This is a genomic window from Paraburkholderia aspalathi, assembly GCF_900116445.1.
GTDB lineage: Bacteria > Pseudomonadota > Gammaproteobacteria > Burkholderiales > Burkholderiaceae > Paraburkholderia > Paraburkholderia aspalathi.
The window spans coordinates 24,987-49,426 of the sequence record NZ_FPBH01000031.1; the positions used below are offsets into that span (position 1 = coordinate 24,987).

Genomic DNA, 24,440 nt, shown 5'->3' on the forward strand with positions numbered 1-24,440 from the left:
GCCGGGTGAGCGCTGAAAGGCAGAAAGTCTAGGCGCCCCCTACCGTCCCGCCGCTTAGAAGCATATCGACGTCGATATCAGCCAGCTCCCCAATCCGCTCGATGGTCACATCCGCGGGCGGATTGCTGGAAATCTCCTTGGGATCGAAGGCGTAGTGCCCCTGGCGAGGAAAAACCGTAGTCAGCGTCTCTCCCCAAGCCTTCTTCATGGCGGTCAAAATCCGTAATTTGTCGTCCACCATCACATAGTGCCGGGCCGGATAGCATTCCATCACCTGATCGAGCATCAGCTCCTTGTGGATGTAAATCAGAACCCGTCCCCCGACCTCTTCCCATAGGCCCGAGCGGGCGATCTTGCGCGGCTGGAACACTACATCGCCGTCGGACAGAATCACTGCAGGCCCCCACTGCGACACATGTTTGATCGCATCCAATGCGCCCGGATACAGCCGGTTCGCAAACGGATAATCGATCAGAAACGCCGACATCAACAACAGGCGCGTGTCCCGAGGGTTCTCCAGTCGATACCGCTGCAACGCACCGAGGTAATCGGCGTAGCCAAGCTCTGCACGCAGCTCCTCGAAAATTTCCCAGTACCGCGCACAGTTCTGCTCGCCGAATTCCCGTTTCATCTGCGCGCGTAAATCCGCCAGCACATGATCGTTGTCCAGCAACGTGTTATCGCAATCGAATAGAAAGACGACGTCGTGAGGGGTGGTATTGGAGGCTGGCATCGCGGCTCCCCTGAATTAGCTCTTGTGTCCATCGGCCGGCGTGGCCGCTTTCTCGACGTGACCGCCGAAGTCGTGCCGCATGGCCGACAACACCCGGTTCGCGAAATCTGCCTCGCCTCGCGAACTGAAACGCGCGAATAGCGCCGCGCTCAGAACCGGCGTGGGCACGCCTTCGTCGATCGCTGCCGCCACCGTCCAGCGCCCTTCGCCGGAATCCGATACGCGCCCGGCGTAGCTTTGCAGATCGGCGTCGCTGACAAGCGATCCTGCTATCAGGTCGAGCAGCCACGAGCCGATCACGCTGCCGCGCCGCCATACCTCGGTGACCTCGGCAAGATTCAGTTCGTATTGGTAAAGCTCAGGACGGCGCAGCGGCGACGTTTCGGCATCGGCTTCGCGCGCATGTTTGCCGGCATCGGCGTGACGCAGAATGTTCAGGCCTTCGGCATACGCGGCCATCATGCCGTATTCGATACCGTTGTGGACCATCTTCACGAAGTGCCCCGCGCCCTGCGGGCCGCAATGTAAGAAGCCCTGATCGGCCGTGCTGCTGCCGGCTGCGCGTCCCGGCGTGGCTGGCGCTGCGCCCACACCTGGCGCAAGCGTAGAGAAAATCGGTTCGAGCCGCTTCACCACTTCAGGCTCGCCGCCGATCATCAGACAGTAGCCGCGCTCACGTCCCGCAACGCCGCCGCTCGTGCCGACGTCCACATAGTGAAGCCCGCGCTTCGCCAACTCGGCGCTGCGGCGTATGTCGTCGTGGTAATAGGAGTTGCCGCCGTCGATCACAATGTCGCCAGGCTCCAGCAAAGGCACGAGGTTCTCGAGCGTTTTGTCGACCACCGCGGCGGGCACCATCAGCCACACCGCGCGCGGCTTTTGCAATTGCGCGACCAGGTCTTCCAGCGATGCGGCACCCGCGACGCCGTCCTGTTTCAGTTTTTCCACCGCTGCCGGTTGCACGTCGTAAGCGATGCATTGCTGACCGCCCTTCGTCAGGCGCCGCACCATGTCCGCGCCCATGCGTCCCAATCCAATCATGCCTAGCTGCATATCTCGCTCCGGAAAGTGTCTCGTTGCGCTGCTCGGTCTGGCTCGGTGTGCTGCGGCCATGCCGTGCGCTTTGCATGCGGCAAGTGGCTCTCCTAACTGTAGTTGCGTTTCGCGTGGTCCGACGGACACACGGTAGCAGGCTCGCACCGTTCATGCATTGAATCGCGCATCCCCGTCTGCATCGAACGACGATACGCTTCTTTGCAGAGGTTTTGCGCAGCCGGAAGTTCCGGACGTGCGTCGGTGCACGCTGTAGTTAGCGCGAAGGCTTCGATTTAGCTAACTGCCTTCTTACACTTCTTGCACAGGATAAAGCGCGACGCTTTCGCGGGCGCCGCCGCATGTGGGCATGGACCGGATCGGTTTGAACGCGCGAAGGGCGTGGCACGTGCGAACGGCAAGCCCTATCGCCGCCGCGCCTGGACCTTCTCGTATTGCGCGAGTGCAATACGTCGCACCGCGCGCCACATGATCGGATAACGATAACCCGGCACCGCAAACAGCACCAGCGCGCAAAGCGCCAGCAATCCGCAGAACAGGAACGTGCCACGATAGCTGAATGCCTGGACCAGCAAACCCGACAACACGCCTGAGAGAATCGAGCCGACCCGCGCAGCGTTGAAGAACAACGCCGTCGCGCGGCCCGGTGCGTGGGGCATCAGATCCTGCACGTAGACCATGCCGAGGCACGAAGTCACCGCAACGACGAACGCGTTGAGTATCTGCATCGGAATCAGCACGTGGACGCTCCCCGCCATCGACATCGCGACGAAATACAGCGCGTGAACCGCTGCGCAGGCGGCCAGCCAGTTCGGCTTGTGCAGCGTCGACGACTTCGCGCCGAGCGCGAGCATCATCGGAATTTCCGTCAAGGCGCCGAGCCCGAGCATCACCGACACGTCGAGATGCGTGCCGTTCAGGCCGTGCACGATATAGAGCGGCAGCACGATCATGGTGGCGTTCGCGGCGAGACCCAGCAAGGTCAGCGCGGCCACGGCACGACGGATGTCGTTCTGCGAGGCGACGCCCGGCAAGTCCTCGTGCGCCTCTTCGCCGGGTGCGGTCAGCGGCGGCACGGTGATCGAGGCCGATGGTTCCGAGGCCGTGTCTTCCACCGTGTGATCGCCCAGATGGCCTTGCGGCTCCCGCATGCGCCAGACGATGGTCGCGCAGGCCGCAAAACTTGCCGCCGCGAACAGGAAGAGCCCATAGAAGCCGGCACCGGCGAGCACCAGCGCGCCCACCGACGGCCCGAACACCCACGCCGCCGAGAGGATGGTCCGCAAGGTGGCGCTGGCAAAGGCGCGCTCCGCGGGGTCCGGCACCGGCAGCGCCGCGCGGCTGAAGGAGAACACCATCGAGATGGCCGAGCCGCCCGCGCCGATGAAGACAATGCCGACCGCCAGCAGCAGCCGGTAGTCACGCACTACGCATAGACAGAGATAACCGAGCGCGGCGGCCACCAGCGCCGCCAGCAGCAACGGCCGATGCCGTCCGCTCGCGTCGCTCCAGCGGCCGGCGAAGGTGCTGGCGAGCACCCCGCTCGCCGCGATCAGCGTCATGAAGATGCCGAGCTTGAGCGGCGTCATGCCGGCGCGCTCTACGCCGAACAGCGACAGATACGGAGCGGTGAAGGACATGGCCACACCGAGCATGAGCGTGGCGGCGGCCAGCGGCTTGAAGCCAGGGATGTGCAGCAGGTCGAAAAAACGGGAGGTTTTCAACACGGGTGGCGGTGGGTCAGGGAAAGCGAGTCTGCGACGCACGATGCGCGGCGCAGACTTCGTGGCCGGAACAACCGGGGCATTATCAGCCTAGCTTGTGGACGCGTAAACCTGCGCCCCCTGCATCCCAAATCCATGTTGCGCGCCGTTGCGGACACGCTGACGGCATGGACGACGCTACTTGCCGTCCGTTGAACGCATTTGCTGCGCTTGCGACTTGTAATCGTAGGTCGGATAAAACTCGGTGCGATAGCCGCCCCACGCCGTCGTCTCGATGGCCCGGTTGACTTCACGCAGACGGCTCGCCGGCACGCGCAGCGTGACGACCTGGCCGATGCCCATCATCACGTACCACGACACGACCTCGATGCCGGGCGGCGGAAAGGTTTTGAAAAATCCTTGCGCGCGCAACTGATCGTTGATTTTCGGCAGCGGTTTGGATTCGTCGTGACGCAGGAAGATGGTGAGCAGAAAGGTGTCGTCGGGCGACGTAGCCGACGCTGCGGCTGGCATGGCGGCTTGCGCGCCTGGCGCGGCCGGTGCGCCAGGGCCAGGCGTTGGCGCGACGGCCGGATCGGCGCTGTACGCAAGCGGCGCCGCACTGAGCGAGGAGATAAGCGCCGCGCATAACAGGCTGCGGCGGAACATGGCGCGAGGCGTGGCAAACGAGTCAAACGGGGCGGAGGTCCTTACGGTAATTCCAATCGGCATCGAATATCTCCATGACGGCGTGAGAAGACGTGGCGGCCTGCTTCAGGGGATCTGCTCAGGGGGACGTGCATGAGCGGCTCGAGCTTGAGCGCTATCCGCTCCCACCGAACTGCCCTCGCCCGCCGGACGCACCACAACGTATCCGCGCTGCTCGAGCGTCCAACGGTGCCACTGGTTGCCATAAACACCACAGGCAACGCCGAACAGCACCGACAGCACCAGCCCGATCGTGCCGATCGTTTCGCCCCACAAGCCCGAGAAAAACAGCAACGTGTTGACCGCCAGCATGATGAAAGTGGCAAACCACATTCTCTTCGACATGGCCCAGACGAAGCCCAATAGCAACGCGCCCCAGCTGAAACCGGTGGCGACCGCGACGGTTTCATCCTTGCCGGGGTGCCGAAGGTAGATCTTTTCTGCCATGTCCTTTCCTGAACGCGATGGTGCCTTGAGAGCGAATCATGACGTTTAACATGTCACGCTTGCAAGAATATGCGTTTGTGTGAAATTTGCGCGACGATGCACCCGCTGGTGGCTCCCAAACAGTGAGATGCATCCCGGCAAATTTTAGTTGCCTTGCTAACCATATTGAGTTTCAATAGCGCTCATGTTCGATCATTGCCTTTACTTCAATTCATCCGCATTGGCGCGGCTTGCCGAGCGCGAATGGGGTCTCGTGTACGCCGAATTCGGGCTGACGCCGCCCCAGGGTTTCGTGCTGCGCGTCGTGCTGGCCACGCCCGGTTGCCTGAGCAGCCAGGTGGCGGATCTGCTGGGCATCGCCCGCCCCACTGCCACGCGGCTGATCGATAACCTGAGCGACAAGGGCTTGATCGAGCGTCGTCAGGGCGAAACCGACGGCCGCGAATGGCGCGTGTATGCCACGCGGGCCGGCAAGGCGTTGGACCGGCCGATCAACGAGGCCAGCGCGCAAATTGCAAAAAATCTGCGAGCGAAGATTGGGCCCGAGTTGTTTGAAGCAGCCGTTACCTCAATGCACGGCGTGCGAAAAGCGCTTGGATAAGGTAAAGCGCTTTTTTTTAACCAAATGGTTGTCTTGCTAACTATAACGAGAGGCGTAAATGGATGATCTGGCGAGTCAGCACTGCACAGCGATCCGCAAGGGTGCAAGGTTTTCTGCCGGCCATGTGCGGTGGTCTGCGAACTGGATTTTTGGCGGCGTGATCGGGATTGCGCTTTGTGTCCTGCTTTGCGTCCTGCTTGGTATCGCGATTGCCTGCGCGCCCGCTGCCGTACGCAGCAACAACGAGCGTTGTTTGCAGGCGCTGGCCGAGGAACAGCACGTTAGCGTCGAGGACTTTTTCCAGAACCCCGCGGGTCAGGATGCTTTGGCTCAGGCGGTCACGCAATGCACGAGGTAGCAGGTTTTGCGCCTCAGGCGGCGTTGTGGGTTTGCCTGCGCACAGACAAAGCCACCCGCACTGACGATCCTGACCATAGCTGCTACTCTTACAAAAATCGACGGGCAGCGAGACTCCGCGACAGTGGAAAACCCTGCCGGCACAGGTAAAAAAAGCACCGGAGCACTCATGGCAACCCGAACCGCCTATTCCCCCAAAGCACCCGCACGAGCCGAAATCGACGCCTTCCCGGGCGTTACGGTCATAGAATTCGGCACCGACTGGTGCGGCTACTGCCAGGGCGCACAAGCATCGATTGCAAAAGCTTTCGAACCGCATGCCGGCATCAGACATCTGAAAATCGAGGACGGTCCTGGCCGCCCGCTGGGCCGGTCCTTCAAGGTGAAACTCTGGCCCACGCTGATCTTCATGCGCGACGGCGCCGAAATCGCACGCATTGTGCGCCCGGCTAACGCCACCGAGATAGCAGAGGCTTTCGCGTCGGTCTGACAAGACTTCATCCGCTAACCGGATTACTGGGAGCACACTTCATGGACACCCGTAGCGAGCTGCAAGCCACCATCGATGCGATGGCCCAACCCGGCAAAGGTCTTCTCGCGGCCGACGAAAGCGGCCCGACCATCGCCAAACGCTTCAAGACGATCGGCCTCGAATCCAGCGAGGAAAACCGCCGCGCCTATCGCAACCTGCTGCTGACCACGCCGGGTCTCGGCGAATTCGTGAGCGGCGTGATCCTTTACGAAGAAACGCTCGGCCAGAAAGCGGACGACGGCACGCCTTTCCCGCAACTCTCCGCGAGGAACGGCATCGTGCCCGGTATCAAGGTGGACCTCGGCAAGATTCCGCTCGCGCTCGCCCCGGGTGACGAAATCACCGAAGGCCTCGACGGCCTCGCTAGACGTTTCGTCGATTACAAGCGGCAAGGTGCACGCTTTGCGAAATGGCGCGCGGTCTACAACATCACGGCGAGCTTGCCGAGCCGCCTCGCCATCGAAGCAAATGCCGACTCCCTCGCGCGTTACGCGGCGATCTCGCAGGAAGCGGGCATCGTGCCGATCGTCGAACCGGAGGTATTGATGGACGGCGATCACGCCATCGGACGCAGCGCGGAAGTGACCGAGGCCGTGTTGCACGAAGTCTTCAACGCCTTGCACCGGCATCGCGTGGTGCTCGAACACATTCTGCTGAAGCCGAGCATGGTGCTGGCGGGCTCTGAACACGCGCAGCAATCATCGACCGCGGACATCGCGGCGCACACGGTGCGGATACTCAAGCGCACGGTGCCGTCGGCGGTGCCGGGAATCGTATTCCTGTCCGGCGGCCAATCCCCGGAAGAGGCAACGGCCAACCTCGATGCAATGAATCGCCTCGGGCCGCTGCCGTGGAATCTGAGCTTCTCGTATGGCCGCGCGTTGCAGGAACCGCCGCTGCAAGCATGGAAAGGACAAGCGAGTAACGTCAAGGAAGCCCAGGCGGCGTTGCTCAAGCGCGCCCGTTTGAACAGCGCGGCGGCGCTTGGCAAGTACGAAGCTTCTCAGGAAAAGAGTTAGTCCCACGACGGGCGGTTCGTGCGTGCCGCCCTTGCCAGGGCGGCCTTACGGTTCGCAAACAACCAGTGCGTGCAGCTCGTCGATATTGAAGGGTTTGGCGAGTATCGCTATGCCGAGCCGGCGCGCCCGATCGAGTTCGTCGGCGTAGCCGGTCATCAGCGCGATCTTCTGTGCCGGCCACGCACTGCGTACTTTCTCCGCGAGGTCGATGCCGTTGAGCTTGCCCGGCATCTGAATGTCGGACAGCACGAGTTCGAACTTTGCACCGCCGCTCAGCACGTCGAGCGCCTGGTCGGCGGTCGGTTCGTGCCGCACCTCGCAGCCGAAGGTTTCCAGCACGGCGGCTACGCCGGCCGCTACATCCTCGTTGTCTTCCACCAGCAACACGACGCCCATTGGCTCCGGTGCCGGCTGCTGCGCCGTTTCTACGTCAGGCACTGTCGCCTTCTGCCGCTCGCGATAGCGCGGCAAATATAGTCTGACCGTTGTGCCACTGCCCGGCACGCTGTCGATTTTGGCCGTGCCGCCGGCTTGCTCGCACATGGCGAGGACCTGGGCGAGGCCGAGGCCGGAGCCCGAGCCGCGCAGCTTGGTGGTGAACAGCGGCTCGAACGCGCGACGGGCGACAGCTTCGGGCATGCCTTCGCCGTCGTCGGAACAGGCAATCAGCACGTATTCGCCGTCAGGCAGCAAGGTGTCGCTGCCCACCAGACGGTTGTTCTGGCAACGGATCACAAAACGGCCACCGCGCGGCATCGCATCGCGTGCGTTGACCGCCAGATTCATGATCGCGAATTCGAGGTCGGTCGGGTCCGCCAGCACCTGCCAGACGTTTTCGACCATGTTCAAGGCCATTTCGATGTTGTCGCCGAGCGCGGCGTCGATGAGTGGCGCGGCGCTCGGCAACCATGTGGCGAGGTTGACCGGCTCCTGCTTGAGCGGCTGTTTTTTCGCCACGCTCAAGAGCCGCCGCGTTAACGATTCCGCCGTGGCGGTGGCGCGCTCGACAGCTTGCACTTCTTTTTCCAGGTTGTTATAGCGCTTCAAACGCGCGAGTTCGGTGTTGGCCGATACGACCATCAGCAGATTGTTGAAATCGTGCGCGACATTGGCGACGAGATTGCCGAGCGCACCCATGCGCTGTAATTGCCGGCTCGAAGCCTCGGCCGAAAGACGCATCGCCACTTCGCCTTGCCAGCGCTCCCACGCGCGGCGCTCGTCGGCAAGTTGGCGCAATGAGAAAAACACCAGCAACCAGATCGCGACGCAAGGCACAGCCGTGATCGCCGCGATCGCCATGAAGTGCTCGCGCCACGCCGCGCCGATCGAGCCGGCTTCATAGGCGCTCATCACATAGAGCGGATAGTCGCCGACGCGGCGAAACGCCAGCAGCCGTTCGACGCCATCGACCGTTGACGTCAGACGGATGTGGCCGAATAGCTGTTTGTCGCGCAATGCCGCGGTGAACGCGCTCTGCTGGGTAGGCTTGGCGCCGCTCGGCCACGCCGGATAACGCACCAGCAAGCTGCCGTCCTGGCGGTACAGACCTAGCGAGAGCGACGTATCGCCATTCGTCAGCTCACGGTAGAAGCGCGAAAAGTAATCCGTGCGCAACGCTACGGACACCACGCCCAGGAATTGCCCATTCTCGCCCGAGCGGCCGGTCGCGGTGTTGAACACATTGGTTTGCGACAGCGGCCCGAATAAGGGCAATGAGAAATAGGGTTGCGGCCGCATCGCCTTGGCGGCAGTAAAGTCTTCACGTTGACTATTCGACATGACCGGCGCCGGATAAGCGCGGCTCGACACAAGCAACTTTCCATCCGCACCGAGCAGGTAAATCGACCCGACCTGCGGAAAGTCGCCGCCGATTTGCCGCAGACGGTCGTGCAAGCCGGCTTCCTGCGCGCGAATCTGCGCGTCATTGTCGTTGCCGAGCAAGTCGACGATGCGCGAGGCCATCTGCTGGTTGAGGTCCAGGACCTTGACGGCCTGTTCCTCGGTGACGCGCGCGAGCCGGTCGATCATGTCATTCGAATCGGCAATCCGGCGCTGGTAATCGAAATACCCATAACCCGCGAGGCATGCCAAAGGAAACACAATCGAAACCACGAGCACGATCAGAAGCACACGCCGCGTCGCCGCGAAATTGCGCGACGGCATGGGGAAATCGACTGCGACACGTTCGGCACGTTGCACGGTCACGATCTCCATGAAAGATGGGTACGGGTCGGGGTAGTCATACACAACGACAACGCGCCCCGCGTTGTTCGTGCGCTATTTCCGCTCCCCGGAATTTACCGCACTTCCGCCGTTCTCCATAGCGTGGCTCGTGCCGAAAGTGACGCGCTTAGGGTTGCGGAGAGTCGGCACACGCATTGCTCTCGCGGGGCGTTCATTAATAGGTCGTTCACCGTGTTGCAGCGCGGCGAAGATGGGGTAGGTCCTATTTAGTCAGACGTAGTGGGCGTAACGGGTCAGTGAGCGGCACACGTCGACGGCCGCTGGCCGTCGACGATGCAACTCGCTTCTGCACCTCATCTGTGTGTTTCGATGGCGCCTGCGCGTCGACGTGTGGACCGGCGCATTGTCACTTCTTCGGCGCCCCAGCCACCGGGCCGCTCTCTGTCGGCGGCGCTTCCTTCTCGACCTCATCGCGTGCCTGCTCCCAATACTCGTCAGGCGTGCCCTTCGGATCGCTCGCCTGTTGCCAAAGGTAGTAAGCGCGTGTGCGAATCTGCTCTTCCTTAGACATTGCTTCCTGTTCCATTTGTGTTTCCTGTTCCATTTGATCACCCCTCGGTTGGAGCTGACGAAGACCGATATCGGCTGTACCGCGCGTCTGTCGATGAAAACTCAAGGCAAACGACGGGCGCGCAGCTATCCGGAATCGAGCAAGCGCTATACCTGGCTGCCAGCACTCGCGCGAGGCTCCAGCCTCGTCACGTTCCGGCCGGAGGTTCGTTTTCGTCAGTGGTAAGTTGTTCTTCCAGGCGATCAAACACGCGTTGGGTTGCGCGGCTCGGCGCTTCGAGTGCGAACAGCAGCAATGAACGGCCGGTCACCTGATACGCGTCGCCGGCGCTGAATTGCGGCAACTCGGCGCGCACCGGCATATTCGTATCCAGCAGACAGGTCCACTGATCGCCCTCGGGAACATCGGGCAGCGTGAAATTGACCACGTCGTGATGCGCGTTCAGCACCAGCAGCAAGGTCGCATCCGACGCGGGCCGTCGAATGCCGCTCGCCTGAGCACGTCCGTCGATCACGAGGCCGAAGCAGCGCATCGACGGATCGTCCCATTGTTCCTGCGAAAGATCAGTGCCGTCTGGTGAAAGCCAACGCGCGTCGGTCACGTCGAGCGCCTCGTTATATTCGCCGCTGAGAAAACGCCCACGACGCAGTACCGGCAGACGATGACGCAGGGTGGTCAGGTTCTTGACGAATTCGATTAGCGCACGGCCGTCGTCGTCGACGCCTTCCCAATCGACCCAGCTGATTTCATTGTCCTGGCAATACGCGTTGTTATTGCCCTTCTGCGTGCGGCCGAATTCGTCGCCCGCGAGGATCATCGGCGTGCCTTGCGAGAGCAGCAGCGTGGCCAGCAGATTGCGTTTCTGGCGCTCACGTTGCTGCCGGAACTCAGGATCGTCCGTTGGTCCTTCAACGCCCATGTTCCATGACTTGTTGTCGGAGTGGCCGTCCTTGTTGTCTTCGCCGTTGGCCTCGTTGTGCTTGTCGTTGTACGAGACCATATCGTTGAGCGTGAAGCCATCGTGCGCGGCGACGAAGTTGACGCTGGCCCACGGGCGGCGCCCGCGATGGTTGAACTTGTCGCCCGAACCGGTCAGGCGTTTGGCGAGATCGGGGACCTCGCCTTCGTCGCCCTTCCAATAGCCGCGCACCGTATCGCGAAAGCGATCGTTCCATTCGGCCCAGCCGGGCGGAAAGCCGCCTACCTGATAGCCGCCGGGGCCACAGTCCCACGGCTCGGCGACCAACCGCACAGCGGAGAGCACCGGGTCCTGCCTGCAACTGTCGAGGAAGCCGCCGCCTTCGTCGAACCCATGCGTTTCACGGCCGAGAATCGTGGCGAGGTCGAAACGGAAACCATCGATCTTCATTTCCGTCACCCAGTAGCGCAGGCTGTCAGTGACCATCTGCAGCACACGCGGATGCGACAGATTGAGCGTGTTACCGGTGCCGGTATCGTTGATGTAATAGCGCGGCTCGTCAGGCATCAGGCGATAGTAAGACGCGTTGTCGATGCCTTTGAAGGAGATCGTCGGACCGCGCTCGTTGCCTTCCGCGGTGTGGTTGTAGACCACGTCGAGAATGACTTCGAGGTTGGCGTTGTGAAAGCGATCCACCATCTCTTTGAATTCTCCAACCGAGTCGATCGACGACGCGAAGAAGCGCGGGTCGGCCGCGAAGAAGCCGATCGTGTTGTAGCCCCAGTAATTGGTGAGGCCTTTATCGAGCAGATGGCTGTCGTTGACGAAGGTCTGGATCGGCATCAATTCGACCGACGTGACACCGAGACTCCTGATGTAATCGAGCACCACCTGCTGGCCGAGCCCTGCGAAGGTGCCGCGCAAATTCTCCGGGACTTCGGGATGACGTTTGGTAAAACCGCGCACGTGAGTTTCATAGAAAATCACGCGCTCCCAAGGCAGCGCGTTGCGTTCCGGATGACTCCACGAAAAGTTGGCGTCGACCACCTTGCACTTCGGTACAAAGGGCGCGCTGTCGCGCTCGTCGAATGACAAATCGCCCTCTTCCGAATCGAGCGTATAGCCGAAAATTTCCGGCGCCCATTTGAGCTCGCCGATATGCGCTTTGGCGTAGGGGTCGAGCAGGAGTTTGTTCGGATTGAAGCGATGTCCGTTTTCCGGTTCATAGGGGCCATGGACCCGATAGCCGTACACCGCGCCTGGCTTCAGATTCGGCACGAACACGTGCCAGACCTCGTCGGTGTACTCCGGAAGTTCGATGCGTTCGATTTCCGTCTCGCCGGTTTCGTCGAACAGACAGAGTTCGACGCCGGTTGCATGCGCTGAGAACAGCGCGAAGTTCACGCCGCTTCCGTTCCACGTCGCACCAAGCGGGAAAGGCGTGCCTTCCGCGATGCGCGTCGAATAGCTGGCTTGGAATGACATAGGGATTCCTGTAAAAGCTGAGGGCGCTCGCAGACGTGTTTTGAATGTGCAAGCTTGCTGCGTCAGCAAATTATGGACCTGAGCGTTGCGCAACTGGAACGCAACGGAACAAGGCGTCCTTCAGGCAACTACGGAAAAACGCATCGTATGCAGTGCAAGCACTGCATACGATGCGTTCGCCGCGCATGAATGGAGACAGGAATGACGCGGACTAAAGAGCGTCCGCAGAACCGGCTAACCGGTGGGAACTTCGAAGAGAAATTAACGCAACGGGCATGATTACGCCGTCTTTACTGCGGTCCCACAGTATGCAACGCGGCGGCAGACTCGAGCACGCGCAAGAGCCGCTCCGGTGTCAGGGGTTTGGCACAATGCGCGTCGAAACCGGCGGCCTTGGCCCGCACCTTGTCTTCGCGCGAAGCAAACGCCGTACAGGCCACCAGCAACATGTCCGAAGTCAACGGATTGGCCCGCAGGCGACGAGCCAGCTCAAGGCCATCGAGGCCGGGCATCTTGATGTCAAGCAAAACCGCGAACGGCTGCCACTCGCAGGCCATACCGCAGACTGCAAGCGGATCGCATAGCGCACGGCACTCAAAGCCGTCGGCGTTCAGCAGCATTTGCAACGCTTCGGCCGCTTCGCGGTAATCGTCGACCACCAGTACGCGACGGTTTGATGCCATCGCATACTGAATAGTCCGCCAAACCACGACGTCATCGCTCTCGTCCATTCTGTCGTCGAACGTCACCCTGGTCTCCTGGCTTCTTTCTGGTGCCGCTTCTGGGCATCGAGGAACATGCGAGCAAGATTCGCTCCCACCGCGCGGCAAGCGCTTATCGCTCGCCAGGCATTTGCTTCGGTTTTCGCCACGCCGCGCTCGATCCACCGCTGCACATGCGCCACATCCTCACCATAGCGCAACGGGCGAACTGCCGCTTCCTGATTTATGCTGTCTTGACGCCTCGCGACACATCGTGCGCAAGCACGGGATATTGCGCTGAAATACAGATGAAACGCACTTCCGCCGTGCATGCCGCCCTTGCTGCGTGCATTGCGCATAGCTTCGTATTCACCATGGCATCATCGGCCCGTTGTATACGAACGAATATAGTCGCGACGAGTTGGGGAAAACACCCAAACGTCGGTTGGAGAAATGCGCGAAATTTTGTCGGAAAACGGCGTCGCATCGATAACGCTGCCTGCGGGTTATCCCGCACGGTCGCCGGGTTGGCTGCGTTCTTGCTACGAATTTACGGTAGGTGCTGAAACGGATTGCCTTTCTATCAGGCCCGAAGACGCACACCGTGAGGAGCCATGCCAACCATCATCGATGAGCACGCGCTGTATGTGGCGAAACATCCCGGCACGTTTGTGCTGCAGACGTTGAAAGCCTTCCGCGCGAACCAGGGTTTGCTGCTCGCGGGGGCGGTCGCTTATTACGCGCTATTGTCGATTGTGCCGCTCATGATTCTTATCGTGATCGTGTTGTCACGCCTCGTGCCGCAGCACGTTCTGCTGGCAGCGCTGGGACATCTGTTGCAGTGGCTGGTGCCTGGTCAGTCCACTGCGCTGGTACGAGAGCTGGCCAACTTTCTGGCGCATCGCGCGGTGATTGGCTGGGTTCTATTGCTGACCATGATTTTTTTCAGCTCGCTCGCATTCACGGTGCTCGAGAACGCGATGTCGTTAATTTTCGTACACCGGGTGGTGGTGCGGCGCCGACACTTTTTGCTCTCTGCGCTGCTGCCCTATTGCTACATCCTCTTTCTCGGCATTGGATTATTGATCGTGACGTTTGTGTCGAGCGGCCTGGAGGCCGTCGGGGCCGAGGGTGTCGAACTATTCGGCCTGCATGTTTCATTGCAGGGATTGTCGCGCGCGGTGTTATATCTGCTCGGCCTCGCGGGCGAGGTTTTTGTGTTGACGTCGATTTATATGGTCATGCCCGTTGGGCGACCTTCCCTCAAACACGCGCTCTTCGGCGGAATCGTTGCCGCCGTGCTGTGGGAGATCACGCGGCATGTGCTGGTCTGGTATTTTGCAACGCTGTCGCAGGTCAGTGTGGTGTATGGGTCGCTGACCATGGCCATCGTGATCCTGTTCAGTCTGGAGTGGCTAGCTACCTTGCTTCTGTTCGGCGCGCAGGTGATTTCGCAATACGAACGATTCGGGCTCGAGCCGGCTGAAGCTCCGCCGCAGGAAATAAAAACAGCGTGAGGGATATCGCACCCTTGCGGCTGCACATCGGGCACGGCCTCACGGCAAGACTGCGGTAACATTGCCTCATAACATGCCGGGCCTGGCGTTCCGCCACTTAGGCCCGCAGGCCTCAGGAATCGGTAATGAGCATCAGCAAGCGCAATAACGTGAAAGTTTCCGGTTCCGGCCAACGAACCATGGTGATGGCGCACGGCTTCGGCTGCGATCAGAGCATGTGGCGTTACCTCGCGCCGTCGTTCCATGGCGAATACAGAACCGTGATGTTCGACCTCGTCGGCAGCGGCTCTTCTGATCTGTCGGCCTATGACTTCGACAAGTACGGCTCGCTGAACGGCTATGCGGCCGACCTGATCGAGATCGTCAATGATGTTGGCGCCGAGGGGCCGGTGGTGTTCGTCGGCCACTCGGTCAGCGCAATGATCGGCTTGATCGCCGGTCTCGAAGTGCCAGATCTCTTTGCCGCGCACATCATGGTAGGTCCGTCGCCATGCTATGTGAATGACGGCGACTATGTCGGCGGCTTTTCGCGCGAGGATATCGAGGACCTGTTACGCACGCTCGAAAGCAATTACCTCGGCTGGTCGAGCACCATGGCGCCGGCCATCATGGGCGCGCCCGAGCAGCCCGAACTCGGCATCGAACTGACCAACAGCTTCTGTCGCACCGACCCCGAGATCGCGCGGCACTTCGCCCGCGTCACGTTTCTCTCCGATCACCGCGCGCTGCTCCCGCGCATCGTCACGCCTGCGCTGATCCTGCAATGTAGCGACGACATCATCGCGCCGCGCTCGGTTGGCGAATATATGAAGAGAATGATGCCCGCCAGCACGCTGCACGTCATCGAGAACGTCGGCCATTGTCCGCATCTGAGTTCTCCCAGCGCGAGCGCCGCGGCCATGCGCGCCTTCCTCGAGCCGATGAGTCTGTAAGACAATGCAAAGCACGGACCGTCCGCTGCCGTCTGCCGATGTGTTGTTCGAGCACGCCGCCTGCGGCCTGCTCGTGACCGACACCGACGGCGGCATCCTGCGCGTGAACGCGACCTTCTGCGGTTGGCTCGGCTATCAAGCGCTTGAGCTCGCCACCACGAAGCGCATTCAGGACCTGCTGACCACCGGCGGCAAAGTGTTCTACCAGACACATTGGGCGCCGCTTCTGCAGATGCAAGGCTCGGTGGCCGAGGTCAAACTGAACATGATGCATCGCGAAGGCCACGTGGTGCCGATGCTGCTCAACGCCGTACGCCGTCGTCATGGCGAAGTCACCTATGTCGAAGTGGCGGTACTGATCGTCGCGGATCGCCATAAGTACGAGCAGGAATTGCTGCTCGCGCGCCGTAATGCGGAGGCGTCGGTCGCCGCGCATCAACTCGCACAGAAAGAGTTACAGGAAAGCCGCGATGTGCTGAGCCTCGCCATGCGCGGTGCGCGTATGGGTGCGTGGTCGCACGAACCGAAGTCGGGCAAGTTCTGGTGGAGCCGCGAACTCGAAGCGCTCGCGGGCTACGCCGAGGGACGGTTTGCGAAAATACCCGGTGGCTTTTTCGAACTGATTCATCCCGGCGACCTGATTGCGCTCAACGAGGCAGTCGATCATGCGGTGAAAAGCGGTGACGACTACGTCGCCGAATTCCGCTTCCTGCATGCAAGCGGCGACTGGTGCTGGATGGAAGGCCGCGGCCGCGCCACTTATAACAGCCACGGCGAGCCGCTGACGATCTACGGCCTCGGTATCGACGTTACCGAGCGCAAGGAAGCACAGACCGTGCTGCTGCGCCAGGCGGCGATTTTCGAGCATCTGAGCGACGCGATCGTGATCACCGATCTCCGTGGGAACATCACCGATTTCAACGTCGGCGGAGAACGCATGCTGGGTTATCGCATGCGTGAGATTCTCGGCAAACCGATTTCGATGTTCCATCCGCCGGAAGATGCGCTACGCATCCGCCGCGAAGCGTTCGCCGGCCTCGCTGCAGATGGCACGTGGCGCAGCGAACTGACCTTCATGCGCCGCGACGGCTCACGTGGCGTGTGCGAAACGGTGGTCAAGCCGCTGGCGAATGCGCGCGGCGACATCTATGGCGCGGTCAGCGTGAGCCGCGACATCACCGGGCGCAGGCGTGCCGAACAGCAATTGCAGCGTCTGAATCTGGAGCTCTCAAAAGCCGATCGCCGCAAGGACGAATTTCTCGCCACGCTCGCGCATGAGCTGCGCAATCCTCTCGCGCCGATGCGCAATGTGCTCGAAATCCTGCGTCTGAAGGAATTCGCCGATCCGCAATTGAGCTGGTCTCGCGACGTGTTCGACCGGCAATTGCAACACATGACGCATCTGGTCGACGACCTGCTGGAAGTGTCGCGCATCACGCAGGGCAAACTCGAATTGCGCAAGCAGCGGCTCGAACTCGCGCGTGCGATGCAATCCGCCATGGAAGCGGCGCAGCCCACCGTGCAGGCGTCGGCGCATCATCTGAGCATGACGTTACCGCGCGAGCCGCTCTATCTCGATGCCGATCCCACACGCCTGTCGCAGATGATCCTGAACCTGCTGAACAACGCGGCCAAGTACACGCCGCCGGGCGGCAGCATCTCGCTCGCCGCGGAGCGCGAAGGCGATGAAGCGGTGATCGTCGTACGTGACTCCGGCATCGGCATTCCGCGCGAGCATCTGGACAGCGTGTTCGAAATGTTCTCGCAACTCGCCCCGGCGCTGGAGCGCTCGCAAGGCGGCCTCGGTATCGGTCTCGCGCTGGTGCGCGGCCTCGCCGAACTGCACGGCGGCACGGTCGCCGCATTCAGCAGCGGTCCTGGCAGCGGCAGCGAGTTCGTGATCCGCCTGCCCTTATCGAAAGCGACCCCGCAGCAGTCGGAGAATGCGCCGGCCGAAATGCCGCGCACGGCGGGCTTGCGCGTCGTGATCGTCGACGACAATGCAGACGCCGCCGATAGCCTCGCCATGGTGCTCGAACTCGAGGGCCACGAGGTGCGCACTGCCGGCGACGGCATCGCCGGCTTGGAACTGATCGGCGAATTCGCACCGCAGGCGGTGATTCTCGATATCGGTTTGCCGCGCCTGAACGGCTATGAATTGGCGCGGCGCATTCGCCATGATCATCATGACGCAGGCATTCTGCTGATCGCCGTTACCGGCTGGGGCCAGCAGCAGGACAAGCAGACCGCTGAAGAAGCGGGCTTCGACCACCATTTCACCAAGCCTGTCGATCCGCGAGAATTACAGCGCGTATTGAACCGCTAACAGACGGAACCTCCAGCCTATGCTTGATGAAGCTCAAGTAGTCAGCGCCCTCGCCGCGCGCGACATCGTTCCCGATGCAACCCAACGCGATGCCATCGCGGCGCTCGTCACGTTACTGGGCGTAAGCGGAACAAGCGGGTCAAACGGGCGCCGCGCAAAGTCCGGCTCCACGTCCACGCATCAGGGCGTCTACTGCCACGGCTTACCCGGTCGTGGCAAAAGCCTGGTAGTCGACACGGTGTTCGAGTTGGCAAGCTGCCGGAAGCGGCGCCTGCATTTCCACGAATTCCTGCGCGAGATGAACCGGCGCCTGGTGAATGAGCCGAGCGGCGACGACCGGCTGGGGTCAGTCTCGCGACAATGGCTCGACGGCGTGGAGTTGCTGTGCTTCGACGAATTTCACGTGCACGATATCGCCGACGCGTTCCTGATGGGCCGGTTTCTCGATACCGCGATCGGTTTGGGCACACGCATCGTGCTGACCTCGAACTACGCACCAGACGCCTTGCTGTCCGACCCGGAGTTTCACGAGCGCTTCCTGCCCACGATCGAACAGATCAAACGTTGCTTCACGCTGATTCATTTCGACGGCGCACGTGATTACCGTTTCGGCGGCGAAGAAGCCGCGCTGTCGCACTTTTTTGCGCCGCTCGACGCGGCCACCGGCGACGCACTCCTGCAAATTTTCGAGCGCTATGAAGGCAACGAGACACTGGAGCCTGCCACCGTCAGCGCGGCAGGCCGGCCGCTCGCCGCGCACGCCGCGGGAGCCGCTTTGCTATGGGCGGACTTCGAAAACCTGTGCGTGGCAAGCCGTTCGCACCTTGACTACCTGGACCTCGCCGAGCATTGGCACGGCCTGATTCTCGATCAGGTGCGCACTGAGTGGCTTGCCCAGGCGCATACGCTGCAGCGGCTCATATGGCTTGTCGATATCTTCTACGACCGCAAATGCGCGCTGTTCATCGCGTCCGATCAGCCGATCGAGGCAGCGCTGAGCGGACTCGAAGGCGCGCACGATCTGTCGAGAACGCTCAGCAGGCTCGCCGAAATGCAATCGCGCGGCTATCGCAGCACGCTCGACAACGCTGCCGGCAGGATCGAGAGCGCCGCAGCGCAAACGGTCGCCCAGCCGTGACAACGGCGTGAACGACCCTCTGCAGACACACCCTACGCCTTGCCGCTCTTCCCCTTCACTCGCGCAATCTGCTGCTTCGCCGCGTCATACACATGGTCTGGCGTGAAGCCGAACTTCTTCTTCAGATCGGCGAGCGGCGCCGACGCGCCGAACGTATGCATCACCACCTGCGCGCCGAGCCGGCCGACATAGCGGTCCCAACCCAACGTTCCCGCCTGCTCGACGGCCACGCGCGCATCCACATCGGGCGGCAGCACGGAATCCTGATAGGCCTCGTCCTGTAGCTCGAAGAGGTCCCACGACGGCATCGACACCACCCGCGCCGCGATCCCTTCACTCTTGAGCTTCTCGTAGACGTCGGCACATAGCGACAATTCGCTGCCCGTGGCGAGCAGAATCACTTCAGGCTTCTGCCCGTCAGGCGCATCGGCGAGCACATAAGCGCCCTTCTGCACGCCTTTCGCCGACGCATAGCGCGTGCGGTCCAGCGTCGGCAAGGCCTGACGCGACACGATGATGCACGACGGCCGCTGTGAATGCGACATCGCCACGCGCCACGCTTCGGCGACCTCATTCGCGTCGCCCGGACGCAGCACGGTCAGTCCCGGCACGCCACGCAGCGAAGCCAGTTGTTCGATCGGCTGATGGGTCGGACCATCCTCGCCGACGCCGATCGAATCGTGCGTGAACACGTAGATCGCCGGCACTTCCATGATTGCGGAAAGACGAATCGGCGGCTTCATGTAGTCGCTGAAAATCAGGAAGGTCGAACCGAACGGCCGCATATTCGACAACGCGAGCCCGTTCACCGCCGCGCCCATGCCGTGCTCGCGAATCCCGAAGTGCAGGTTGCACCCGCCATAGTCGTCGGCTTCGAAACTGCCGGCGCCTTCGAATTTCAGATTCGTCTTGGTGGACGGCGCGAGATCGGCTGCACCGCCGATCATCCAGGGCACGCGCGCGGCAATCGCGTTGAGCACCTTGCCTGAAGAATCACGTGAGGCGATGCCCTTCGGATCGGCATCGAAGGTGGGGATGCCACTGTCCCAGCCCTCCGGCAATTCGTGCGCTTCCATCTGCGCGAATTCGCGTGACAGTTCCGGGTATTGCTTGTTGTACGCATCGTACTTCGCCTGCCATGTCTCGCGCGCCGCCTTGCCGCGCGCGCCGATACCCTGCGCGAAACGTTCATGCACGCCGTCCGGCACGTAGAAGAACTTGTCTTCGGGCCAGCCATAGAATTTCTTGGTCAGCGCCACTTCTTCGACACCCAGCGCCTCGCCATGCGCGGCGGACGTGTCCTGCTTGTGCGGCGCACCCCAGCCGATGATGCTATGGACCACGATCAGCGTCGGCCTGTCCGTGATGCTTTTCGCTTCAACAAACGCGGCTTCGAGCGCCGCGGCGTCGTTGGCATCGTTCACATGCAGCGTGTGCCAGTTGTAGCCACGGAAACGGCTCTCCACGTCGTCGCTATAAGCGAGGTCGGTGTGGCCCTCAATGGTGATGCGGTTGCTGTCGTAGATCCAGATCAGATTCGACAACTTCAGATGCCCTGCCAGCGACGCCGCTTCGTGCGAGATGCCTTCCATCATGTCGCCGTCTCCGCATAGCGCGTAGACGCGGTAATCGAACAGCGGCGCATCGGGCTTGTTGAAGTGGCTTTCGTGCCAGCGTGCCGCCATCGCCATGCCGACGCTATTGCCCAGCCCCTGGCCGAGCGGACCGGTGGTCGTCTCCACACCGGTGGTCATTCGGTATTCAGGGTGGCCAGGCGTGTTGCTGTCGAGTTGGCGGAAATGTTCGATGTCGTCGAGCGAGACGGCGGGCGACCCGGTCGGCTTGCCGTCGTGGTCCACCGCCTTGACGTTCGCCAGATGCAACAGCGAGTACAACAGCATCGACGCGTGCCCAACTGAGAGCACGAAACGGTCGCGATTCGGCCACAGCGGCTCGTCCGGATCATAAACAAGGTGGTTTTGCCACAGATGGTAGGCGACCGGCGCCAGGGCCATCGGTGTGCCGGGGTGACCGGAATTGGCCTTTTGCACAGCGTCCATCGACAGCGTGCGAATCGTGTTGATGCACAACTGATCGAGGGCGGGATCGTTTTGCATGGGGACACTCCTTGTTCGGCGGTTGGAGACATCGCCGGGACGCGCATTGAATCGGCGTGGTCGGCGACCGGTGTTCATTTGGAAGAACGTGGAAGAACGCTTGAGGACCACAAGGCTCATCGATGATGCGCCGATGCGCGTAAATCTGCACGGCGCGTTACATCCTGTGCCGCGTTGTGCTGATGATTGGAGGTAGTTCTTTCAAACGGCTTGCGGCTTTACCAGGCGCGTTACTTCTCGGGGGCCGCACGGTCGGCGGCCACAATCTCGCGGCCGTAGTCGATCGCCGCGCGGCGCGCCTCGTCGGCGGTCGCGTACGGGCCGATCTCGGGTGCGCCATCGAATGGAAACAGAATCCGCCGGTCGGCTTTTCTGACGACCTTCAATCCACCTATGTAACGGCCGTCGCCTGTTCCGTGATAGCTGGCGTAAATCTCGAAGTCGTCGTCAACCACGTCGGCCTTATGTCGCGCCATGTTTATATCCCTTATCCCTGCACCTCTGGTCCGGTGCGCCAATTCCAATGGCAGCAAGCTGCGTACCGGCGTCCGGCAATACCCGTTCCACCCGAAGCGGAATGGGCTCAGCGCGAAATTGGGAGGGAAGTAAAACAGCGCGCACTGGAAATCCGTTGAACCCGGTTCGAGTGCGCCTGGGCAAATCGACATGAGGTTGTTGCAGCCGCAACGGGTTGCGGCTGCCGTCGTATGGACGGCCGTTACGAACGTGCCGCGAAAGCTACCTTAAAACTGATGCAGCATCCCGACATACGCGCCGGTTTGCGATTCGCCCGCAAGCGGACTCGTGTTATTGGTGGCATCGCGCGGCGACGCTTCAAGCGAAAAATTCGAGTTGCTGCCGTTGCGTACGTAGCCCACCGTGCCGTACACGAAGGTCCGCTTCGAGAGGTTATAGGTGGTGCCGAGCACGTACATCATCGCGTGGCCGGACGGGTCGTGCGCGGCATCGCTGCCGCCGTCGCCGACCTTGATGTAATAGCCGCCCGCCGTCACCGCCCAGCGCGACTGGATGTTGTACGTCGCGCCGAGCCAGTAGTGATCGGCAGTGTCGGCCACGCCCACCGGGGAATCCGGCGCCGAGTAATGCGTATAGGCGCCCTGGATTTTCCACGCATCGAAATGCACGTTCGCACCGGCGAAGTATTCGCGCGAGGCCTGGAAGATGTTGGTGAAGCGGCCGTTGCTGTCACGCAGTTCGTCGTAGATGCCACGCACGTCGAAGAGCGGCGAATGATACGTCAGCATAATGCCGTCGGAGCGGCCAAACTCGCCTGATGCACCGCTGTTGAATGCGCCCGCCTGATTGCCGAAAGCGTATTGCGCCTGTACGTCGAAGCCCCAGAACACCGGGCTGTGATACTCGACGTTGTTGCTGGTCTGCTGCCAGTTGCGTCCGCGCACGAGCGATGCCGACGAAAACGCCTCCTGCACGAACGGGTCGAATTCCCACACGCCATCGCTATCGATAAACAGATTGCGCCCGGCCTGCAGCGTGCCCCACTGGTCGCTCTTCAGGCCGACGAAGGCACGCCGTGACCACAGCCGTCCGCCGCCGGTGGTGCCGTTCATGATTTGCAGACCGGTTTCGAGGTTGAAGATCGCATTCAACCCGCCGCCCAGATCTTCATTGCCTTTGAGGCCCAGCATACTGGTGCCCCAATCGCCGCCTTCAGCGCTCCAACGGGTCGAACTGCCGCCCGAGCCATTATTGATGTGATTCAGGTATTCCAGGCCGCCGTCGAGACGGCCATATAACGACACGCTGGTTTGACCATATGCCAGCGGACTGATCACCGCCAGAGCGGCCACTAATTTTGTATGTAGTCTCATCATTGTTTTGCCGTGAGTTTCTTCTGTCGAGAATAGAATGTTGTAAAACTACACGTTTCGCGCACGAACTATAGGTGATCGGTGCTTGCTGGCCTATCCGTTTGACGCAATAAGCTTTTGCGGACTGCGCGCTCGGCATTGAAAATCCGCAGTGGAGTCGGCGTGCCTCAAAAGAAATCCCCATCGGTGAGATCGAAAGGTACTCACGATAAGATAGTCGCTCATTCGGCATCAGCCAAATAGAAACGCGCTAATCGTTTGTCCATTCATCCATTTCCACTCGCCATGAACGTGCCTGAACTGACCGAAGACGAAAACCTTGGCCTTTACCAACGTGCGACAGAGAACGGCGCGGAATGGTGGCGCGTCAGCGTGGCGGACCGGCCGGAAAACTACCGGCTCGAACATGGGGTCGATGACGGCAACGGCGCCGGATCGGTCGATATCGATCTGGTGGTCGACGCGGAAAACCTGCGCGCGAAACTGAAGAAATGGCGCCGCGAGGGCTTTGCAATCGATACGCCCGATGCCGCGGACGAAGCAGGCGCCGCAGAACGCGTGGCCTTCATGCCGGAGCTGCAGCGCGTTGCGGCGCTGGCCTCGGCGGCGAAGCGCCATCTGCAAGTAGAGGGTGCGGGTGAAACGGTGCGCATCGGTCGTGTCGACGTGCCCTGCGGCGTGGACAACCCGCTCGTGCCGCGCGTCAATCCGGCCTATCTGTTTTCCGAACGCTTTAACGACATCGTCGAAGATATCGTGGAGAACCGGCGCGTCATGCTGATCGGCCACACCGGCGCCGGCAAGACCAGCCTGATCGAGCAGGTCGCCGCGCGCTCGCATCACGGCGTGTTGCGCTCGAACATGAACGGGCAAACCACTGTCGGCGATTTTGTCGGCTTCTGGACGGTCAAGGGTGGCGAGACGATCTGGGTGGACGGCGTATTGCCCACGGCGATGCGCGAGGGCCTTTGGCTTATCGTCGATGAAATCGATTTCGCCGAACCGTCGATTCTCGCCGCTCTCACCGCCGTGCTCGAACCGCACGGGCGTCTCGTGCTGAAAGAAAAAGGCAACGAGATCGTCGCACCGCATCCCGCGTTCCGGCTGTTCGCGACGGCCAATGCAGTTGGCGCGATGAGCCAGTTCCGTCATCTGTATCAGGGCGCGAATCTGATGAACGAGGCGTTTCTCGATCGCTGGCGCGTCTATATGCTGGATTATCTGACGCCCGCCGAAGAAGCCGACGTGCTGATGCGCACCCTCGCCCCGCATATGACACGCGCGCTCGCCACCACCCTCGCCGCCATTGCCGCCGACTGCCGCGCGGCGTTCGCTCGCGAAGACTTGTCGAGCGCATTCTCCACGCGGCGCCTGCTCGACTGGGCCGAGTTGATGCTGCGCACCGGCGACCCCGAACGCGCCGCCGGTCCCGCGATCTATGCGAAGGTCAGTCCCGAGGACGCGGCCCTGATTCGCGGCATCGTTCGCCATCACATTGCGCCGGCCGCCTGACGCTAAGTGACCACAGCACACTGACCACGACACGC

Annotated in this window: 21 protein-coding genes; 9 read left to right on the forward strand and 12 right to left on the reverse strand. The window is 61.5% G+C overall.

Annotated features, from left to right (window positions below):
* Positions 1-28 precede the first annotated feature (28 nt).
* The 5 genes from BM438_RS34940 to BM438_RS34960 form a co-directional block, all read right to left on the reverse strand.
* Positions 29-733, reverse strand: coding sequence for an HAD family hydrolase (locus BM438_RS34940; RefSeq protein WP_093644223.1), 705 nt, complete (start codon positions 731-733; stop codon positions 29-31).
* Positions 734-748: 15 nt separating this feature from the next.
* On the reverse strand, positions 749-1,786 hold the full coding sequence (gene gnd, locus BM438_RS34945; protein ID WP_093644225.1) for a phosphogluconate dehydrogenase (NAD(+)-dependent, decarboxylating): 1,038 nt from the start codon (positions 1,784-1,786) through the stop codon (positions 749-751).
* Positions 1,787-2,190: 404 nt separating this feature from the next.
* Positions 2,191-3,513 (reverse strand): sugar efflux transporter, encoded by a 1,323-nt coding sequence (locus tag BM438_RS34950; RefSeq protein WP_093644227.1) that lies wholly within the window; start codon positions 3,511-3,513, stop codon positions 2,191-2,193.
* A 174-nt stretch (positions 3,514-3,687) separates the two neighbouring features.
* Positions 3,688-4,221, reverse strand: coding sequence for a hypothetical protein (locus BM438_RS34955; RefSeq protein ID WP_408313683.1), 534 nt, complete (start codon positions 4,219-4,221; stop codon positions 3,688-3,690).
* A gap of 42 nt (positions 4,222-4,263) precedes the next feature.
* A complete protein-coding gene (locus tag BM438_RS34960) occupies positions 4,264-4,644 on the reverse strand; it encodes a DUF2628 domain-containing protein (protein WP_093644229.1) in 381 nt (126 codons plus the stop codon).
* 184 nt (positions 4,645-4,828) lie between these two features.
* Between BM438_RS34960 and BM438_RS34965 the strand changes: the two genes are divergently transcribed.
* The 4 genes from BM438_RS34965 (at position 4,829) to BM438_RS34980 (ending at position 7,153) form a co-directional block, all read left to right on the forward strand.
* A complete protein-coding gene (locus BM438_RS34965) occupies positions 4,829-5,245 on the forward strand; it encodes a MarR family winged helix-turn-helix transcriptional regulator (RefSeq protein ID WP_054035429.1) in 417 nt (138 codons plus the stop codon).
* A gap of 58 nt (positions 5,246-5,303) precedes the next feature.
* Entirely contained in the window at positions 5,304-5,603 is a 300-nt protein-coding gene (locus BM438_RS34970; protein WP_093644231.1) for a hypothetical protein, read from the forward strand.
* A gap of 168 nt (positions 5,604-5,771) precedes the next feature.
* Positions 5,772-6,092 (forward strand): thioredoxin family protein, encoded by a 321-nt coding sequence (locus BM438_RS34975; protein ID WP_093644233.1) that lies wholly within the window; start codon positions 5,772-5,774, stop codon positions 6,090-6,092.
* Positions 6,093-6,133: 41 nt separating this feature from the next.
* Positions 6,134-7,153, forward strand: a complete 1,020-nt coding sequence (locus tag BM438_RS34980; protein WP_093644235.1) for a class I fructose-bisphosphate aldolase — start codon at positions 6,134-6,136, stop codon at positions 7,151-7,153.
* A 45-nt stretch (positions 7,154-7,198) separates the two neighbouring features.
* Here BM438_RS34980 and BM438_RS34985 read toward each other — a convergent pair whose 3' ends face one another.
* The 4 genes from BM438_RS34985 to BM438_RS35000 all read right to left on the reverse strand — a co-directional run bounded on the left by BM438_RS34985 (position 7,199) and on the right by BM438_RS35000 (position 13,061).
* A complete protein-coding gene (locus BM438_RS34985) occupies positions 7,199-9,352 on the reverse strand; it encodes a hybrid sensor histidine kinase/response regulator (protein WP_208620740.1) in 2,154 nt (717 codons plus the stop codon).
* 391 nt (positions 9,353-9,743) lie between these two features.
* On the reverse strand, positions 9,744-9,923 hold the full coding sequence (locus BM438_RS34990) for a DUF2934 domain-containing protein (protein ID WP_093644239.1): 180 nt from the start codon (positions 9,921-9,923) through the stop codon (positions 9,744-9,746).
* A 172-nt stretch (positions 9,924-10,095) separates the two neighbouring features.
* Positions 10,096-12,312 (reverse strand): glycogen debranching protein GlgX, encoded by a 2,217-nt coding sequence (glgX, locus tag BM438_RS34995; protein ID WP_093644241.1) that lies wholly within the window; start codon positions 12,310-12,312, stop codon positions 10,096-10,098.
* A gap of 290 nt (positions 12,313-12,602) precedes the next feature.
* The gene (locus BM438_RS35000) at positions 12,603-13,061 is read right to left on the reverse strand and encodes a response regulator (RefSeq protein ID WP_175051437.1); all 459 of its coding nucleotides are present in this window, start codon (positions 13,059-13,061) and stop codon (positions 12,603-12,605) included.
* Positions 13,062-13,627: 566 nt separating this feature from the next.
* Here BM438_RS35000 and BM438_RS35005 point away from each other — a divergent pair.
* The 4 genes from BM438_RS35005 (at position 13,628) to zapE (ending at position 18,926) form a co-directional block, all read left to right on the forward strand.
* Positions 13,628-14,530, forward strand: coding sequence for a YihY/virulence factor BrkB family protein (locus BM438_RS35005; protein WP_093644243.1), 903 nt, complete (start codon positions 13,628-13,630; stop codon positions 14,528-14,530).
* 125 nt (positions 14,531-14,655) lie between these two features.
* Positions 14,656-15,462 (forward strand): alpha/beta fold hydrolase, encoded by an 807-nt coding sequence (locus BM438_RS35010; RefSeq protein ID WP_093644245.1) that lies wholly within the window; start codon positions 14,656-14,658, stop codon positions 15,460-15,462.
* A gap of 4 nt (positions 15,463-15,466) precedes the next feature.
* Positions 15,467-17,788 carry a hybrid sensor histidine kinase/response regulator gene (locus tag BM438_RS35015; protein ID WP_093644247.1) on the forward strand — a complete coding sequence of 774 codons (2,322 nt, stop codon included), beginning with the start codon at positions 15,467-15,469 and terminating at the stop codon, positions 17,786-17,788.
* Between the two features lie 19 nt (positions 17,789-17,807).
* Complete coding sequence (gene zapE / locus BM438_RS35020) at positions 17,808-18,926, forward strand: cell division protein ZapE (protein ID WP_093644249.1); 1,119 nt, start codon at positions 17,808-17,810, stop codon at positions 18,924-18,926.
* A gap of 32 nt (positions 18,927-18,958) precedes the next feature.
* Here zapE and tkt read toward each other — a convergent pair whose 3' ends face one another.
* The 3 genes from tkt to BM438_RS35035 form a co-directional block, all read right to left on the reverse strand.
* Positions 18,959-21,043 carry a transketolase gene (gene tkt, locus BM438_RS35025; protein ID WP_093644251.1) on the reverse strand — a complete coding sequence of 695 codons (2,085 nt, stop codon included), beginning with the start codon at positions 21,041-21,043 and terminating at the stop codon, positions 18,959-18,961.
* A 230-nt stretch (positions 21,044-21,273) separates the two neighbouring features.
* Positions 21,274-21,519 (reverse strand): DUF6723 family protein, encoded by a 246-nt coding sequence (locus BM438_RS35030; protein WP_093644253.1) that lies wholly within the window; start codon positions 21,517-21,519, stop codon positions 21,274-21,276.
* Between the two features lie 267 nt (positions 21,520-21,786).
* Complete coding sequence (locus BM438_RS35035) at positions 21,787-22,893, reverse strand: porin (protein WP_093644378.1); 1,107 nt, start codon at positions 22,891-22,893, stop codon at positions 21,787-21,789.
* 285 nt (positions 22,894-23,178) lie between these two features.
* On the opposite strand from BM438_RS35035, the gene BM438_RS35040 reads away from it, so the two are divergent.
* The gene (locus BM438_RS35040; RefSeq protein ID WP_093644381.1) at positions 23,179-24,405 is read left to right on the forward strand and encodes an AAA family ATPase; all 1,227 of its coding nucleotides are present in this window, start codon (positions 23,179-23,181) and stop codon (positions 24,403-24,405) included.
* The last annotated feature ends 35 nt before the right edge of the window (positions 24,406-24,440 follow it).

What these genes read in the sequence shown, in the direction of transcription:
- BM438_RS35005 (WP_093644243.1), top strand. Translation starts at nt 13,628, where the DNA reads ATGCCAACCATCATCGATGAGCACGCGCTGTATGTGGCGAAACATCCC.
- BM438_RS34940 (WP_093644223.1), bottom strand. Translation starts at nt 733, where the DNA reads ATGCCAGCCTCCAATACCACCCCTCACGACGTCGTCTTTCTATTCGAT.
- BM438_RS34955 (WP_408313683.1), bottom strand. Translation starts at nt 4,221, where the DNA reads ATGCCGATTGGAATTACCGTAAGGACCTCCGCCCCGTTTGACTCGTTT.
- BM438_RS35040 (WP_093644381.1), top strand. Translation starts at nt 23,179, where the DNA reads ATGAACGTGCCTGAACTGACCGAAGACGAAAACCTTGGCCTTTACCAA.
- BM438_RS35030 (WP_093644253.1), bottom strand. Translation starts at nt 21,519, where the DNA reads ATGGCGCGACATAAGGCCGACGTGGTTGACGACGACTTCGAGATTTAC.
- BM438_RS34960 (WP_093644229.1), bottom strand. Translation starts at nt 4,644, where the DNA reads ATGGCAGAAAAGATCTACCTTCGGCACCCCGGCAAGGATGAAACCGTC.
- BM438_RS35010 (WP_093644245.1), top strand. Translation starts at nt 14,656, where the DNA reads ATGAGCATCAGCAAGCGCAATAACGTGAAAGTTTCCGGTTCCGGCCAA.
- BM438_RS35015 (WP_093644247.1), top strand. Translation starts at nt 15,467, where the DNA reads ATGCAAAGCACGGACCGTCCGCTGCCGTCTGCCGATGTGTTGTTCGAG.
- tkt (WP_093644251.1), bottom strand. Translation starts at nt 21,043, where the DNA reads ATGCAAAACGATCCCGCCCTCGATCAGTTGTGCATCAACACGATTCGC.
- BM438_RS34990 (WP_093644239.1), bottom strand. Translation starts at nt 9,923, where the DNA reads ATGGAACAGGAAGCAATGTCTAAGGAAGAGCAGATTCGCACACGCGCT.
- zapE (WP_093644249.1), top strand. Translation starts at nt 17,808, where the DNA reads ATGCTTGATGAAGCTCAAGTAGTCAGCGCCCTCGCCGCGCGCGACATC.
- BM438_RS34980 (WP_093644235.1), top strand. Translation starts at nt 6,134, where the DNA reads ATGGACACCCGTAGCGAGCTGCAAGCCACCATCGATGCGATGGCCCAA.
- BM438_RS34965 (WP_054035429.1), top strand. Translation starts at nt 4,829, where the DNA reads ATGTTCGATCATTGCCTTTACTTCAATTCATCCGCATTGGCGCGGCTT.
- glgX (WP_093644241.1), bottom strand. Translation starts at nt 12,312, where the DNA reads ATGTCATTCCAAGCCAGCTATTCGACGCGCATCGCGGAAGGCACGCCT.
- BM438_RS34970 (WP_093644231.1), top strand. Translation starts at nt 5,304, where the DNA reads ATGGATGATCTGGCGAGTCAGCACTGCACAGCGATCCGCAAGGGTGCA.
- BM438_RS34975 (WP_093644233.1), top strand. Translation starts at nt 5,772, where the DNA reads ATGGCAACCCGAACCGCCTATTCCCCCAAAGCACCCGCACGAGCCGAA.
- gnd (WP_093644225.1), bottom strand. Translation starts at nt 1,786, where the DNA reads ATGCAGCTAGGCATGATTGGATTGGGACGCATGGGCGCGGACATGGTG.
- BM438_RS35035 (WP_093644378.1), bottom strand. Translation starts at nt 22,893, where the DNA reads ATGAGACTACATACAAAATTAGTGGCCGCTCTGGCGGTGATCAGTCCG.